General features: G+C 64.9%; 14 protein-coding genes and 1 pseudogene. 13 read left to right on the plus strand and 2 right to left on the minus strand.

The window, feature by feature from the left end; genetic code table 11:
- Positions 1-49 precede the first annotated feature (49 nt).
- From S6FBBBH3_RS00525 to S6FBBBH3_RS00560, 9 genes and pseudogenes are all read left to right on the plus strand, one after another.
- On the plus strand, positions 50-1,009 hold the full coding sequence (locus tag S6FBBBH3_RS00525) for a ribose-phosphate pyrophosphokinase (protein WP_120175871.1): 960 nt from the start codon (positions 50-52) through the stop codon (positions 1,007-1,009).
- A gap of 73 nt (positions 1,010-1,082) precedes the next feature.
- Entirely contained in the window at positions 1,083-1,697 is a 615-nt protein-coding gene (locus S6FBBBH3_RS00530; RefSeq protein WP_120175872.1) for a 50S ribosomal protein L25/general stress protein Ctc, read from the plus strand.
- A gap of 231 nt (positions 1,698-1,928) precedes the next feature.
- A complete protein-coding gene (locus S6FBBBH3_RS00535; RefSeq protein WP_120175873.1) occupies positions 1,929-3,821 on the plus strand; it encodes a DEAD/DEAH box helicase in 1,893 nt (630 codons plus the stop codon).
- 36 nt (positions 3,822-3,857) lie between these two features.
- Positions 3,858-4,433: pseudogene (gene pth, locus S6FBBBH3_RS11195) on the plus strand (aminoacyl-tRNA hydrolase); the annotation flags it as partial.
- Positions 4,422-5,003 (plus strand): DUF523 domain-containing protein, encoded by a 582-nt coding sequence (locus S6FBBBH3_RS11200; RefSeq protein WP_232008870.1) that lies wholly within the window; start codon positions 4,422-4,424, stop codon positions 5,001-5,003. The pseudogene pth and the gene S6FBBBH3_RS11200, both read left to right, overlap by 12 nt.
- 104 nt (positions 5,004-5,107) lie before the next feature.
- Positions 5,108-6,202, plus strand: coding sequence for a redox-regulated ATPase YchF (ychF, locus tag S6FBBBH3_RS00545; protein WP_120175874.1), 1,095 nt, complete (start codon positions 5,108-5,110; stop codon positions 6,200-6,202).
- 40 nt (positions 6,203-6,242) lie between these two features.
- On the plus strand, positions 6,243-6,611 hold the full coding sequence (locus S6FBBBH3_RS00550; RefSeq protein WP_120175875.1) for a helix-turn-helix domain-containing protein: 369 nt from the start codon (positions 6,243-6,245) through the stop codon (positions 6,609-6,611).
- 140 nt (positions 6,612-6,751) lie between these two features.
- Positions 6,752-7,315: an alkyl hydroperoxide reductase subunit C gene (ahpC, locus tag S6FBBBH3_RS00555; protein WP_120175876.1), complete on the plus strand. Its 564-nt coding sequence runs from the start codon at positions 6,752-6,754 to the stop codon at positions 7,313-7,315.
- 183 nt (positions 7,316-7,498) lie between these two features.
- Positions 7,499-9,526 carry an AsmA family protein gene (locus S6FBBBH3_RS00560; RefSeq protein ID WP_120175877.1) on the plus strand — a complete coding sequence of 676 codons (2,028 nt, stop codon included), beginning with the start codon at positions 7,499-7,501 and terminating at the stop codon, positions 9,524-9,526.
- A gap of 51 nt (positions 9,527-9,577) precedes the next feature.
- Here the strand turns inward: S6FBBBH3_RS00560 and coaD are convergent, their stop codons facing one another.
- Together coaD and rsmD are read right to left on the minus strand one after the other, a co-directional pair.
- Complete coding sequence (coaD, locus tag S6FBBBH3_RS00565) at positions 9,578-10,060, minus strand: pantetheine-phosphate adenylyltransferase (RefSeq protein WP_120175878.1); 483 nt, start codon at positions 10,058-10,060, stop codon at positions 9,578-9,580.
- Positions 10,057-10,698 carry a 16S rRNA (guanine(966)-N(2))-methyltransferase RsmD gene (rsmD, locus tag S6FBBBH3_RS00570; protein ID WP_170143790.1) on the minus strand — a complete coding sequence of 214 codons (642 nt, stop codon included), beginning with the start codon at positions 10,696-10,698 and terminating at the stop codon, positions 10,057-10,059. Before rsmD ends, coaD begins: the two co-directional genes overlap by 4 nt.
- Positions 10,699-10,810: 112 nt before the next feature.
- Here rsmD and ftsY point away from each other — a divergent pair, with 112 nt between their 5' ends.
- The 4 genes from ftsY (at position 10,811) to S6FBBBH3_RS00590 (ending at position 14,880) form a co-directional block, all read left to right on the plus strand.
- Positions 10,811-11,767 carry a signal recognition particle-docking protein FtsY gene (ftsY, locus tag S6FBBBH3_RS00575; RefSeq protein ID WP_120175880.1) on the plus strand — a complete coding sequence of 319 codons (957 nt, stop codon included), beginning with the start codon at positions 10,811-10,813 and terminating at the stop codon, positions 11,765-11,767.
- An 82-nt stretch (positions 11,768-11,849) separates the two neighbouring features.
- Positions 11,850-13,322, plus strand: coding sequence for a Ppx/GppA phosphatase family protein (locus S6FBBBH3_RS00580; protein WP_120175881.1), 1,473 nt, complete (start codon positions 11,850-11,852; stop codon positions 13,320-13,322).
- Positions 13,319-13,984, plus strand: coding sequence for a cell division ATP-binding protein FtsE (locus S6FBBBH3_RS00585; protein ID WP_120175882.1), 666 nt, complete (start codon positions 13,319-13,321; stop codon positions 13,982-13,984). Before S6FBBBH3_RS00580 ends, S6FBBBH3_RS00585 begins: the two co-directional genes overlap by 4 nt.
- Positions 13,981-14,880, plus strand: coding sequence for a cell division protein FtsX (locus S6FBBBH3_RS00590; protein ID WP_120175883.1), 900 nt, complete (start codon positions 13,981-13,983; stop codon positions 14,878-14,880). Before S6FBBBH3_RS00585 ends, S6FBBBH3_RS00590 begins: the two co-directional genes overlap by 4 nt.

Genomic DNA, 14,880 nt, shown 5'->3' on the forward strand with positions numbered 1-14,880 from the left:
CCGTTAACCCCTGAGGGCGCAAGCCCCCGCCACTACCAAAGAGCGCGTCATGGTCCCCATGGTTCCGGATAGTATGATGGTCTTCTCGGGCAATGCCAATCCCAAGCTTGCCCAGGCCGTTACTCAGTACCTCAATATTCCTCTCGGCAAGGCTACGGTCACCCGCTTCAGCGACGGCGAAGTGATGGTCCAGCTCCTTGACAACGTGCGCGGCAAGGACGTGTTCATCCTGCAGAGCACCTGCGCCCCGACGAACGACAACCTGATGGAACTCATGATCATGGTTGACGCTCTGAAGCGCGCTTCCGCCCGCCGCGTCACCGCCGCGATCCCCTACTACGGGTATGCCCGTCAGGACCGCCGTCCCCGCTCGACCCGCGTGGCGATCTCCGCCAAGGTCGTGGCCAACATGCTCCAGTCCGTCGGCGTCGACCGCGTCCTCACGATGGACCTGCACGCCGACCAGATTCAGGGCTTCTTCGACATCCCCGTCGACAACATCTACGCCACGCCCGTTCTGCTCAACGACCTCGTCAACCGCAACTACGAAGACCTCATGGTCGTCTCGCCCGACGTAGGCGGCGTGGTTCGCGCCCGTGCCATGGCCAAGGCCCTCGAAGTGGACCTCGCCATCATCGACAAGCGTCGTCCCCGTGCCAACGTGGCCGAAATCATGAACATCATCGGCGAAGTCAAGGGTCGCACCTGCGTCATCACCGACGACATCGTCGACACGGCCGGTACGCTCTGCAACGCCGCCGGCGCGCTCAAGGAACGCGGTGCCAAGGCCGTCGTCGCCTACATCACGCACCCCGTGCTTTCGGGCGCCGCCATCGAGCGCATCACGAATTCCGCCCTCGACGAACTCGTCGTGACGGATACGATTCCGCTTTCGGCCGCCGCTGCGGCCTGCCCGAAGATCCGCCAGGTTTCCTGCGCCGCGATCATCGGCGAAACGCTTTCGCGCATCGCCCGCGAAGACTCCGTGAGCTCGCTCTTCACGGAATAACCGTTTTTTCCGCGTCCCGCGATTGGTCGCGATTGCGGGACACTTTATTACTACCATCCATTAGGAGTTACCCATGAAAGTCATCGCCACCACGCGTAAGGCGCAAGGTACGAGTGCGAGCCGCCGTCTGCGCCGCGCGGACAAGCTGCCCGGCATCGTCTACGGCGGCCACGAACCCGCTACGCCGATCGAGCTCGAACACAATCCGATTTTCTACGCTCTGCGTAAGGAAAAGTTCCACGCTTCGATCCTGACGATGGAACTCGACGGCAAGGAAGAACTTGTCGTTCTCCGCGCTTTCCAGATGCACCCCTACAAGCCCCAGGTCATGCACATCGACTTCCAGCGCATCGCCGCTGACGAAAAGGTCACGATGCGCGTGCCCCTGCACTTCTCGGGCGCCGAAGAAAGCCCCGCCGTCAAGGTGGACAAGGCCATCATCAGCCACACGGTTTCCTACGTCGAAGTCCAGTGCCTCCCGCGCGAACTTCCCGAGTTCATCGCCGTCGACCTCTCCAAGATGGAATCCGGCATGACGCTCCACTCGAAGGAACTCGCGGTTCCCGCCGGCGTTGAAGTCGTCACCGACGTCGTGGTCGCCTCCGTGATCGCTCCGGTCGAAGAAGAAGTGACCGTCGCCGAAGGCGAAGAAGCCGCCGAAGCCCCCGCTGCGGCCGAAGCCAAGTAATCTCCTTCGTCGGAGATCTCGAAAAAAGCCCGCAGAGTTCATTCTCCCGCGGGCTTTTTTCAAATCCCTCGCGGAGCCCGGCTCCGCCCCTCCCGACCTCGTTGCTCGAGACGCTTCGACCGACGAGTCTCCTCCCAGGCCATCACTCCCGTTTGCTTTCGATCCGCGTCGACCGTTTCTTTGGTGTTTCCGGGTGCACGTGGCCGCACATTGTTTTTTTAAGAGAATTTCATGGCCACTTTTTCCGAACTTGGTCTTTCCGATGACATCGTGAGCGCGCTCTCGCAGCTCGGTTTCGAAGAACCCACCCCGATTCAACAGGAGGCAATCCCCGCGCTGCTCGACGGACGCGACGTCCTCGGTCAGGCCGCCACCGGCACGGGCAAAACCGCAGCCTTCGGGCTCCCGCTCCTCGACCGCCACGTCGTGGGCGCCGAACCCGATCTCCCGCTCATCCTCGTTCTCACGCCGACGCGCGAACTCTGCCTGCAGGTGAGCGAATCGTTCCACAACTTCGGCCGCAACGCGGGCATCATCGTCACGCCCATTTACGGCGGGCAGGAGTACGGCCGCCAGATCCGCGCCCTGAAGCGCGGCACGCACGTCGTCGTCGCGACGCCCGGCCGAGCGCTCGACCACATCAACAAGGGTACGCTCGACCTCTCCGCCCTCAAAGCGATCGTTCTCGACGAAGCCGACGAAATGCTCGATCTGGGCTTTGCCGACGAACTCGACGCCATTTTCAACGCCGTGCCCGAAACGGTGCAGACGGCGCTCTTTTCCGCGACGCTCGCCCCGCGCATCGCCCGCATCGCCGAAGAACACCTCAAGGACCCCGTGCGCATCCAGATCGCCCGTGAAGAAACCGCGGACGGCGAAGCGCCCCGCGTGCCGCAGATCGCGTACGTGGTGGGTCACAACTACCGCCTGCCCGCGCTCGGTCGCATTCTCGACCTCGAAGGGCCCGAACTCGCCATCATCTTCACGCGCACCCGCACGGAAGTGGACGAACTCACCGAAGCGCTGCGCGCCCGCGGCTGGAGCGTCGAAGCCCTGCACGGCGGGCTCGATCAGCCCACGCGCGACCGCGTGATGAAGCGCGCCCGCGCCGGTCAGGTCGACGTGATCGTCGCCACCGACGTCGCCGCCCGCGGCATCGACCTTGAAAACCTCACGCACGTCGTCAACTTCGGCATCCCCGCCTCCTACGACACGTACGTGCACCGCATCGGGCGAACGGGCCGCGCCGGCCGCACGGGTACCGCCATCACGCTCCTCGAGCCCCGCGAACACCGTCATCTGCGTGCGATCGAACGCATCACGAAAAGCCGCATCGAAATCCGCTCCGTGCCCTCCGCCACCGACGTGCGCGCGCACCGTCTCGAAGTCGTGCGCGGCTCCGTCGAAGAAGTGCTCCGCGAGGGCGACCTCGAACGCTTCCGCGTCGTCGTCGAAACGCTCTGCGAAGAGCACGATCCCTTCGACGTGGCGGCCGCGGCCATCCGTCTCGCACTCGAGAGCGAAGGCGGCGTGGACGACGACACCGACATTCCCGCGTTCTCGCCTTTCGAGCGCCCGAAGCGCGATCGCGCCGAACGGGGCGAACGGACCGAACGCAACGGTCGCGAGCGCCGCGACCGCTCGGCCGGTCCCGAAGCCGGCATGAAGCGCATCTTCTTCGGCGCCGGCCGCGACGTCGGCGTGCGCCCGGGCGACATCGTCGGCGCCTTTGCGAACGAATCGGGCATCCACTCCCGCTCGATCGGCGCGATCGACATCTCGGACCGTTTCACGCTCGTCGAAGTCGAAGAGGCCGTGGCGGAACGCGTGGTCGAAGCCATGCAGGGCGTGCGCTACAAGGGCCGCAACGTGCTCGTGAAGTTCGACGAACCGCGTCGCCGCGAAGAACGTTCGGACCGCTCCGACCGTGCGGATCGCGGCGAACGCTCCGACCGAAGCGACCGCGCCGATCGGGGCGACCGAGGCGAACGTTTCGAGCGCTTCGGCGACCGGACCGAACGCAACGAGCGCAACGATCGCTACGACCGCAATGATCGAGGCGATCGCCGCGGCAACGGCCGATTCGACCGGTTCGAACGCAACGGCCGCGGTCCGCGTCGCTGAGTTTTTCCGTCATCTCCGAGCTGAGCACTCTCCATCATGAGCAAACCCATCCGACTCATCGTCGGTCTCGGCAATCCGGGTGCCGAATATGCCGATACCCGCCACAACGCGGGCTTTCACTTCGTCGATGCGCTCGCCGCCAAGTTCGGCGTGCGCATGAGCGAAGATCGCAAGTTCCAGGGCGAAGTCGGTCGCCTGAGTCTCGACGGTCGCGAGGTGTGGCTTCTCAAGCCCTCCACCTACATGAACGCTTCGGGCCGGTCGGTCGTCGCCCTTGCGCTTTACTACAAGATCCTTCCGGACGAAATCCTCGTCGTTCACGACGAAATGGACCTGGAGCCCGGTCTCATGCGCCTCAAGCTCGGCGGCGGCAACGCCGGCCACAACGGCTTGAAGGACATCAGCGCTCAGCTCTCGACGCCCGACTTCTGGCGCCTGCGCCTCGGGATCGGCCACCCGAAGAAGCTCGGCCTCGCTCAGGAAGTCGCCGTCTTCGTGCTCGCGGCTCCTTCGGCCGAACACCGCGAGAAAATCGCCCGCTGCCTCGAGGCCGCACTCGACACGATCCGCGACATCGTCGCGGGTTCGATCGAGAAGGCCGTGCGTACGCTCGCCCCCTTCTCGGGTCAGAAGGAAAAGCAAAAAGCCGCTCGGACTCCGTCCGGGACGAGCGAACCGAAGGCGAAGGGCGACCGCATCGTCGTCTCCCGGTGCCTCCTCGGCTACACCTGCCGCTACGACGGCGAGTCGCGTCCCTCGATCCTTGAAAAGCTCGAAGCCAAAAGCTGGACCAAGGACGACATCGTGACGATCTGTCCCGAGATGGAAGGGGGTCTTCCCTGCCCGCGCGAACCCGCCGAAATCATGGCGCCGGGCTCGGACGGCCACGCCGTGCTCGCGCACGAAGGGGAAGTAGTCGATCGCACCGGTACGGACGTGACGGCGCAGTATCTGCGCGGCGCCCGCAAGGCGCTCAAAACCGCCAAGGCCGCAAACGCTCCTTTCGCGCTTCTCAAAGCGCGCAGCCCCGCGTGCAGTCCCTCGGGCATTTACGACGGCTCGCACACGCGCACGCTCGTCCCCGGACAGGGCGTGGCGGCCGCGCTCCTCGCGAAAAACGGCTACGTCCTTTTCTCCGAAGACGATCTCGATCGCATTCCCGCGAAGCGCTCGGAATCCTGAGCGGCCCCGATTTTTTATAATTCGCACACCAGTGCACGGATGCCGACCGACCCCATCGACGGCGGACGGCATCCCTTCGACATTTCAAAAAAGAGAAGTACACCATGGGTCTCAAATGCGGCATCGTCGGCCTGCCCAACGTCGGCAAGTCGACCATCTTCAACGCTCTCACCAAGGCGGGCATCGCTGCGGAAAACTATCCCTTCTGCACGATCGAACCGAACGTCGGCATCGTGGAAGTGCCCGATCCCCGTCTCAAGGCACTCGCTGAAATCGTGAAGCCCGAACGCATCGTTCCGGCCGCCGTCGAATTCGTCGACATCGCCGGTCTCGTCGCGGGCGCGAGCAAAGGCGAAGGCCTCGGCAACCAGTTCCTCGCGAACATCCGCGAATGCGACGCCATCGCCCACATCGTGCGTTGCTTCAACGACGACAACATCGTGCACGTCTCGGGCAAGGTCGACCCCATCGACGACATCAACGTGATCAACACCGAGCTCGCGCTCGCCGACCTCGCGACCGTCGAAAAGGCCCTGAACCGCTACTCGAAGCAGGCCCGCTCGGGCGGCGACAAGGAAGCCCTCAAGCTCGTGCTCGTTCTCGAAAAGATCCAGCCGGTGTTGAACGAAGGCAAGGCCGTCCGTACGGTGAAGCTTTCCCCCGAAGAGTTGGCCGTCATCCGTCCGCTCTTCCTCCTCACCGCCAAGCCCGCCATGTACGTGGCGAACGTCGAAGATCACGGCTTTGAAAACAATCCGCTCCTCGACGCCGTGCGCGCCTACGCCGCCGAAGAGCACGCCCCGGTCGTCGCGGTTTGCGCGAAGACCGAAGCCGACATCGCCGACCTCGACGAAGAGGACAAGCAGATGTTCCTCGAAGACATGGGCATGACCGAGCCGGGGCTCGATCGCGTGATTCGCGCGGGCTACGACCTCCTCGGCCTTCAGACCTACTTCACGGCGGGCGTGAAGGAAGTGCGCGCCTGGACGATCCACAAGGGCGACACGGCGCCTCAGGCCGCCGGCGTCATCCACACCGACTTCGAACGCGGCTTCATCCGCGCCCAGACGATCGCCTTCGACGATTTCATCGCGTTCAAGGGCGAAAAGGGCGCCCAGGAAGCGGGCAAGATGCGCGCGGAAGGCAAGGACTACATCGTTCAGGACGGCGACGTCATGAACTTCCTCTTCAACGTCTGATCTCTTTCGGGTCGCCCGCTCGCGGGCGACCCGCCTTCTCATGACCACCACTCTCGCCAAGCAACGTCAGAGCATCGGCGCGCGCCTTGCCGAGGAGCGTCGTCGACTCGGCTATTCCGAACGTCAAATCGCTCAACTCCTCGGGGTTCCGCTCGACGTCTATGTCGGCATCGAGGCGGGCGAAGCCGATCCGGGCATCTACCGCATGCCGCGTCTGGTCGCCTGCGGTTTCGACATTCTCTACATCCTCACCGCCGAGCGCCACCTCGCCGTGGCCGAAGAGAGCGAACTGCTCGCGCGCTTTCGCGAGCTCTCGCACCGCGGTCGCACCTCCATCTTCACCACGCTCGACGCGCTCGAACGACTTGCGCCGAACCTGCGCCGCAAGATCAAGGACCGTTTCCGCTGACGACACCCGTCCTGCCGAAAGGCATTTTCTATTGCGTTCATGCAATAGTTTTTTACTTAGGATTTCACAAAGTCAATAATCTTCATGCTAATATGGCGTCACTGTTTTTTGAGACGCCTCGCTGAGGCAAGGAGTTCACGATGTCTCTGCTCACCACCGAAATCCTCCCGTTCTCGACCGAAGCCTTCTGCAACGGCGACTTCATCAAGGTCACCGACGCCGACCTCAAGGGCCACTGGTCCGTCGTCTTCTTCTACCCCGCCGACTTCACGTTCGTCTGCCCGACCGAACTCGAAGACCTGGCCGATCACTACGAAGAGTTCAAGAAGCTCGGCGTTGAAATCTACGCGGTCTCGACCGACACCCACTTCACCCACATGGCCTGGCACGAATCCTCCAAGGCCGTCGGCAAGGTGAAGTTCCCGATGCTCGGCGACGCCACGCAGCAGATCTCCCGCAACTTCCAGGTTCTGATCGAAAAGGACGGCCTCGCCGAACGCGGCACGTTCGTGATCAACCCCGAAGGCAAGATCGTCATCATGGAACACCACGACGGCGGCATCGGCCGTGACGCCTCCGAACTCCTGCGCAAGGTTCAGGCCGCCCAGTACGTGGCCGCCAACCCCGACCAGGTCTGCCCCGCCAAGTGGCGTCCGGGCGAAAAGACCCTGAAGCCCTCGACCGATCTCGTCGGCAAGATCTGATCCTCGTGATCGGATGATGCGAAACCCCGCCTCCCGGCGGGGTTTTTGCATTTCGGCGCCGCCCGTTCGCGCGCCCGAACGTTGCCCGACGCCTTCGCAAAGCACGGTCGAAATCCCGCCCGCTCCGAAGACTTGTGGCAGACTACGCGGGATTCGTTCACCTCTGCCGTCCGGAGCTCTTTCATGAGAATTCTTCGCGTCGTCCTTACCGTCGTCGCCTTCGTCGGCGTCATCGCTCTCGTGCTCGTGGGGGCGCTCTACGGACTCGTGACGCCCGAACGCGTTCAAAACCGCCTTACGCTCGCGCTCGAGGAAAATCTCGGGCTCTCGCTGCGCCTCTCGGCGCCCCCGTCCGTACATCCGCTTCCCGATTTTCGCGTGACGCTGCCCGCCGCCGAAGTCGTCCGAACCGACTCGGCCGCCCTCGTCGCCCGTTGGGATTCGGCCGTGCTCGAGCTCAATCCCTTCGCCGTCTTCACGCCCTCGCCCCGCGTGCGGCGCCTCACGATCGAGGGGTTTGTCACGGACCTCGACGCTCTCGCCGACGCGTCCCGTCCGTCCGAAGGCGGCGCGCCCGAATGGAACATCGACGAAGTCCGCCTCAATGCGGGCCGCATCGGTTTTGCGGACGCCGAAGGCGCTCCCGCCCTCATCACGGACCTCTCGGGCGTTCTGGTGGACGCCTCCGAAGCGGGCGCGCGCGGCAGTCTCTCGGGAACGCTCGCTTCGAACCCCGCCCAAGGGGCGGTGACGCTTGAGGGGGCGCTCGACTGGTCGAAGGGCTTGCGCACGCTTTCCGTTGAAAGTCCCCGCGCGTCCTTCGACGGCCTCATCGAAAAGCGCCAGACGAAGGGTACGGCTTGGGCCGCCCGGGCGCTCCTTCGCCCCGAGGGCGCGACCTTTGCGGCACCCCGTCTGGAGGGCGAAACCGAAACGATCAAGCATTTGAGCGTGTCGGCGGAGAGCCTCGTACTCCCGGGGCGCGCGACGTACGTCGCCCGCACGTTCTCGGCGAAGGTCGACCTCGAACGCCGCGAAGGCGCTCTTACCCTGCAGCTCGAAGCGCCCGCCCTCGAAAAGCAGGCGGACGGGCGGCTCCTCACGGAGCGCTTCACGCTCGCGAGCCGCCTCGTGCCGCCGAGCGCCGAAAGCGCTCCGCTCGAAGGACGACTCTCGGGCGCGGTTGAGGCCGATCACCTGAGCGCCGCGGGTCTTTTCCTCGGCATGCCCGTCACGTTCCAGGGGGCGCTTCTCGTCGCCTCGAATTCCGCCGACGCGCACGTTCCGGCCCTTGCCGTCACGGGCGACCTGACCCTCGGGAAGATCTCCGCGGCTCTCCTCGAGCGCGTTCGCTGGGTGCCCGAGCTTCTCGCCGACGTGCGTTACGAAGGCACGTTCCGCCTCTCCGAAGGCGCCCTCAAGGGCTTCCCGAAGGGGCTCGCCGGGAATCTGCTCCTCGAAGACGGCGCTCTTTCCGTCGGTCCCGCTCGGGGCGAATGGTTGGGGGGCGCCCTCGACCTTGCGGCCCGACTCGATACGGACGGCACCTGGGATCTCGCCGCCCGCGTGCGCGACGCCAATGCGGAGCTGGGCTTTCCCGCCGAGGGCAGCCCGCTTGTCACGGGGCGCCTTCACGGGGAACTTTCCGCCGCGGGGAACCTCAAAGAGGGCCTCTCCCGACTCGCCGCCGAAGGCCGGGTAATCCAAGGCGCCCTCGGCGGCGTCGACCTCCCGAAGGCCCGCGCGATTCTCCTCGAAGATCAGCCCGAAGCCGTCCCGGGCGAAGTGCTCGGCCAAGCGCGCACGCCCTTTGACGAACTCGCCTGGCGTCTCGTTCGCGAAGCGGACGGTACGTTGCGAGTCGCCGCGCACATGAAGGCGCCCGGTCTCGAAGGGCGCTTCTCGGGCGACGGCACGGCTCTTCCTGCATCGCTTCACGCCGTTTTCCTCTTCGACGCCGACGCGAAACTCTCGGCCCTCCCGATGGCGGCCGACGTCACCGTGGAGCCGAACGGCTCCGCGCGCTGGTCGCTCGACTGGACGAACGCGCTTGAGCGAGTGCGCGGCGAAACGGGCGACGTGCCCTTCTCGTTCGAGCACCTGAAGCGCAACGTCGAACGGTCGGTGCGCGACTTCTGGAACGGCATCGAGTGGCCGGACTGGTCGCTGCCCGAAATGCCGTGGGACAAGCCCGCGGAGGACACCCTCTGAGGTGTTGAATATGAAAACGGACGCTCTCGGGCGTCCGTTTTTCGTTGCGTCTTATCGGAGGGCGGCCGCTTGGAGTATCGGCCAGATGCGCGGATCGACGAATTTCGCCGCATCCTCGCCCCCGAGTCGGGCGATCTCGCGCACGAACGTGCCCGAGACGAACTGGTGCCGGTCGGAAGGCATCAGAAACACCGTCTCGACGTCGGGCATCAGCTGACGGTTCATGCCCGCCATCTGAAATTCGTACTCGAAGTCGCTCACCGCCCGCGCGCCGCGCACGATGACGCGCGCGCCGCTTTGGAGGATGAAGTTCTTCAAGAGTCCTTCGAAAGCGCACACCTCCACGTTCGGGAAGTCGGAGCACACCGTGCGGGCGACCTGCAGGCGCTCCTCCAAGGTGAGCATCGGGTGCTTGCCCGTACTCGCCGCCACGGCGACGATCACGCCGTCGAAAATGCGGGCCGCACGGCGAACGATGTCGACGTGGCCGTTCGTCATGGGGTCGAACGTCCCCGGATAGACCGCCGTGATCATGCGTCTTTCTCCCCGCTCGGCGCCGCTTTGGCTTTGCGAAGCGCCCGCTTTTCTTCTTTCGTGAGTTTCGCAAGCGACGCCGTACGGCTCCCCGCCCGCGCGAGAAGCTCGAAGGCCACGGCGCCCGCCGACCCCGAACGCACGCGCACGAGCCCGAGGCGCTCGAGCACTTCCGAAGGCAGCACCTCCGAGGGGCTCTCGACATAAATCAATCCTTCGGGCGCCAGGTGCCCGAGCACGTCGCGAACGGCGGACTCCTGAAGTTCGCGCGCGAAGGGCGGATCGACAAACACCAGGTCGTAGGTGCCCGCCGACTGCAAAAAGAGAAAAGCGTCCGCCGTATGAACGCGCCGTCCCGGACCCGCCTTCAGGCGCTCGAGCGTCGCGCGCAGACCCGCTGCGGCCGCCCGATCGCGTTCGACCCAGTCCACCTCGCGCGCGCCGCGGCTCGCAGCCTCCAGACCCAGCGCGCCCGAACCCGCAAAGAGGTCGAGCACGCGCAGGTCCGCAAGCGACCCGACGAGATGCGTCATCCAATCGAACACCGTTTCGCGAACGCGTTCCGACGTCGGACGAAGTCCTTCGTGCGACATCACGGCCACGGGCGTGCGGCGCCAATCGCCGCCGACGATGCGCACAACGCCCGCTCCCCTAGGATTCCGAGAGGTTGTTAAACTTGTGAGGCCCGCACCCCGAGGGGTGCCCGCGCCTTTTTTGCGAATTGCCATTGATATCAACAAACGGACTGGTATGGGATTTGGATCTTCCGAAGGGTGGCTCTCCCGTCTTAAGAACGGACTCGCCCGCACACGCGTCAACATCGTCGGCCTCTTTTCGGGCGGCGTGGTCGACGAGGACTTCCTCGAAGAGCTTGAATATGCCTTGATTACGGCCGATGTCGGCGTGCAAACTTCCACCCGTATCCTACAACGTTTGCGAGACGCCATTAAGTTGCGCGGTCTCAAAACCCAGGACGAAGTGCGCCTCGCGCTGCGCGACGAGCTTCACGCCCTGCTTCTGCCCGCCGAAGGGACGCTCGACCTGGAACAGGCCAAGCCGCTCGTCATCATGATGACGGGCGTCAACGGCGCCGGCAAAACCACCTCGATCGGCAAACTCGCCAAGCGCTTCGCCGAAGACGGCAAGTCCGTGCTTCTCGCCGCGGGCGACACCTTCCGTGCCGCGGCCCGCGAACAGTTGGCCGTCTGGGGCGAACGCAACCGCATCGAAGTCATTTCGCAAAGCGGCGGCGACCCCGCCGCGGTCGTCTTCGACGCCGTCAACGCGGCCCGTGCGCGCGGCATCGACATCGTCATCGCCGACACGGCGGGGCGTCTTCCCACGCAGATCAATCTGATGGAAGAGCTGCGCCGCATCCGCCGCTCCCAGGAAAAGGCCATGGAAGGGGCGCCCCACGAATCCATTCTGGTCGTCGACGGCACGAACGGGCAGAACGCCCTCATGCAGGTCGAAGCCTTCGACAAGGCGGTGACGCTCACCGGTCTCATCATCACGAAGTTGGACGGCACCGCCAAGGGCGGCGTGCTCGCCGCCATCACGCAGATGCGCCGCGAAAAGCCGCTCCCCATTTACTTCATCGGCGTGGGCGAGCAGCTCGAAGACCTGCAGCCCTTCCGAGCGCTCGAATTCGCCAACACGCTCGTCGGGCTCGACCCCGCAACGCCGGCCACCGAAAAGGACGACTGATTCGAAGCGTCCCGTGAACCGGGCGGCCCGGACCCTTCGGGCCGCTCATCCGAAACAAACACTTCCCTCGAAGGACATCATCATGCTTCTCGGAGCCGTGGATCTCGGCAGCAACAGCTTCCGCGTCGAAATCGGACGCGTCGAAGGCGACCGCATCGTTACGCAGAGCTACTGGAAGGAAACCGTGCGCCTGGCGGGCGGTTTTGATGAACACGGCGCGCTCACGCCCGAAATTCAGGCGCGCGCTCTGGCCACGCTCGCGCGTTTCAACGAGCGTCTCCAGGGTCTCCCGAAGCATCAGGTTCGCGCCGTCGGCACGCAGGCTCTGCGCGCCGCAACGAACTCCAAAGAGTTCCTCGAGAAGGCCGAACAGGTGCTCGGCTACAAGATCGAACTCCTCTCCGGGCACGAAGAAGCGCGCCTCGTCTTCAAGGGTTGCGCCAACACGCTGCCGCCCTCCGAAAAGCGCCGCCTGATCGTGGACATCGGCGGAGCGAGCACCGAATTCATCGTCGGCCGCGGGCTCGAACCCGAACGGTGCGAGTCCTACAAGATCGGCTGCGTCAATACGTCCATTCGACACTTCCGCGACGGGCGCATCACGCCCAAGAGCTTCGAGCAGGCCGTCACGGCCTGTGAGGCCGAAATCGAAGAAGGGGGGCGGCTTTTCGGGCCCGAACACTACGACGAGGCCTTCGGCTCCGCGGGCACGTTCGGTGCGGTTTCCGACATTTGCGTCGCGCTCGGCTGGAGCGACGGCGCGGTGACGCCCGAACACCTCGAAAAGCTGACGCGCATGCTGCTTGAGGCCAAGGACGTGCGCAACATCCGCTTTGCGGGCCTCAAGGAAGATCGTCGGGAAGTCATCGCCGGGGGCCTCGCCGTACTGACGGCCGTCTTCCGCACGCTCGGCATCCGCAGCATGCGTCCCGCGTCGGGCGCGTTGCGCGTCGGGTTGCTCTACGACCTCTGGGGGCGCTTCTCCGACCGCGACACCCGAGAAATTTCGGTCGAAGCGCTCATGAAAAAGGCGCTCGTCGACGCGGATCAGGCCGAGCGCGTGTCGTCGACCGCGGTCGAGCTCTGTCGCAGGCTCGCCCCCGAAACGCCCGACGACGACCTGAAGCTCCTGCGCTGGGCCGCGCTCATGCACGAGGTGGGGATGCTCATCACCTCGTCGCGCTACCACCGCCACGGCCAGTACATCATCTCGAACACCGACATGCCGGGCTTTGCGCACAGCGAACAGATCCGCATGGCGACGCTCGTGCTCGCGCAGCGCGGCACCCTGAAAAAACTCGGGACGCCGTCGGACTGGTGCGTCTCGTGGGAATCGGTCCTCGCCGTGCGTCTTGCGGTGATTCTGGCGCACGCGCGCGTCGACGTGACGCTGCCCGTCATGAAGTTCGAGCGCGACGGCGACGAGCTCGTCGTTCGGATCGATCCCGTGTGGCTCAATCAGCATCCGCTGACGGACTACCTCCTCAACGAAGAATCGCTCAACTGGAGTCGCATCGGTCGCACGGTGCGCTTTGAAAGGTTCGCCATCGCATGACCGAAGAAACGCTCCTCGAGCTGCGCAACGTCACCGCGGCCTACGACGGCCGCACGGTTTTCGAGAACCTCTCGCTTACGGTGGGGCGGGGCGAATTCGTCCTTTTGCACGGCAACACGGGTTGCGGCAAGAGTACGGTCCTGCGCCTTCTGGCGGGTCTCGAACGACCGGCCGCGGGCGAAATCATCGTCGCGGGCGACCGGGTGGACCGCTTCAACGAGGTTCAACGCCGCTGGCTTCGCCGCTCGATGGGGCTCATGGTTCAGGAGGGGCTCCTGCTCGACGACCGCTCGATTCACGACAACGTCATGCTGCCGGCGCTCGCCGCCGAAGAGTCCTTCGGCGAAGCCCGCAGCCGCGCCCTGCTCGCGCTCGAGAAGTGCGGCATCGCCGAACTCGCAACTCAACTGCCACGGCACCTTTCGGCCGGGCAGCGTCAACTCGTCAACCTTGCGCGCGCCGTCGTCAACCGTCCGGTGGTGATCCTCGCGGACGAGCCCGTCGCGCACCTCGACAAGTCGAACGCTCGAACGCTTCTCGATCTGCTCGGCGCCTTCGTCGAGGCGGGCGTGACCGTCGTCGCGGCGAGCCACGAGCGCATCGCGCCGCAGGGCGTTCCGTTCCGTGAAATTCCGCTTTCGACTCGGGGAGGCCGGGTATGAGCTTCGTGACGAGTCGCCGCTGGGCTTTGCAGGAAACGCTTCGAGGACTTCGACGCGATGCGTCGCCGTTCGTCTTTGCGACGTGCCTTTCGGCCCTGGCCCTTTCCATTCCGCTTTTCATCGCCTGCATTTTCTACGGTCTCTCGGAGCCGCTTCGCAGCCTGCCGACCGCCGTCGAAATCACGGTCTTCACGACGGAGAAGGCCGACGCGGCCCGCGTCGAAGAGGAAATCCGCGCCATCGACGAGGTCGTCTCGACCCGCATCATCAAGAAGGAAGACGCCTACGCGGAACTCAACGAACGACTCGGGATCAAGCCCGCCAAGAGCGCGAGCAATCCGCTTCCCGACATCGTGATCGCCACGCTCGCCAACGACGTGAGCAACGCGAAAATCGAAGAGGCCGCCAAAGCGATCGAAGCCATCCGCGGGGTCGACTTCGTGCCTTATGAAATTTCCTGGCACGAGAAGCTCCAGGCCGTCACGCGTGCGGCCAACGTGGGGCTCGTGTGCCTCGGCTCCGTCGTCCTGCTCCTCGTCGTGCTCGTACTCGGCACGGCCGTGCGCCTCACGAGTTCATCGGCCCGCTCGGAAATGCGGGCTTTGCACCTCTTCGGCGCTTCGCCCTCCTTTGCCGTGCGTCCCTATGCCTGGCGCGGCTTTCTCCTCATGGGCGCCTCGACCGCTCTGGCTCTCGGAATCACGAAGATCGGGCTGATCGTCTTCGGTCGGGCGGTCGCTTCCGTCGCGAGTCTCTACGACGCCGCGGTTGCTCTGACGCTCCCTCCCGCGGATTGGTGCCTCGGGATCGTCCTCGGCTGCGCCGTCGTTGGGGGCATCGTCGCCTCGGCGGTCGCCGCCGATACGTGGCGTCAGATCCGCGGCGGAGCCCGCTGA

The organism is Sutterella megalosphaeroides (assembly GCF_003609995.1).
GTDB lineage: Bacteria > Pseudomonadota > Gammaproteobacteria > Burkholderiales > Burkholderiaceae_F > Sutterella > Sutterella megalosphaeroides.

Excerpts from the sequence above, each read along its gene's own strand:
- S6FBBBH3_RS00525 (WP_120175871.1), top strand. The coding sequence starts at position 50 with ATGGTCCCCATGGTTCCGGATAGTATGATGGTCTTCTCGGGCAATGCC.
- S6FBBBH3_RS00530 (WP_120175872.1), top strand. The coding sequence starts at position 1,083 with ATGAAAGTCATCGCCACCACGCGTAAGGCGCAAGGTACGAGTGCGAGC.
- S6FBBBH3_RS00535 (WP_120175873.1), top strand. The coding sequence starts at position 1,929 with ATGGCCACTTTTTCCGAACTTGGTCTTTCCGATGACATCGTGAGCGCG.
- ychF (WP_120175874.1), top strand. The coding sequence starts at position 5,108 with ATGGGTCTCAAATGCGGCATCGTCGGCCTGCCCAACGTCGGCAAGTCG.
- S6FBBBH3_RS00550 (WP_120175875.1), top strand. The coding sequence starts at position 6,243 with ATGACCACCACTCTCGCCAAGCAACGTCAGAGCATCGGCGCGCGCCTT.
- ahpC (WP_120175876.1), top strand. The coding sequence starts at position 6,752 with ATGTCTCTGCTCACCACCGAAATCCTCCCGTTCTCGACCGAAGCCTTC.
- S6FBBBH3_RS00560 (WP_120175877.1), top strand. The coding sequence starts at position 7,499 with ATGAGAATTCTTCGCGTCGTCCTTACCGTCGTCGCCTTCGTCGGCGTC.
- coaD (WP_120175878.1), bottom strand. The coding sequence starts at position 10,060 with ATGATCACGGCGGTCTATCCGGGGACGTTCGACCCCATGACGAACGGC.
- ftsY (WP_120175880.1), top strand. The coding sequence starts at position 10,811 with ATGGGATTTGGATCTTCCGAAGGGTGGCTCTCCCGTCTTAAGAACGGA.
- S6FBBBH3_RS00580 (WP_120175881.1), top strand. The coding sequence starts at position 11,850 with ATGCTTCTCGGAGCCGTGGATCTCGGCAGCAACAGCTTCCGCGTCGAA.
- S6FBBBH3_RS00585 (WP_120175882.1), top strand. The coding sequence starts at position 13,319 with ATGACCGAAGAAACGCTCCTCGAGCTGCGCAACGTCACCGCGGCCTAC.
- S6FBBBH3_RS00590 (WP_120175883.1), top strand. The coding sequence starts at position 13,981 with ATGAGCTTCGTGACGAGTCGCCGCTGGGCTTTGCAGGAAACGCTTCGA.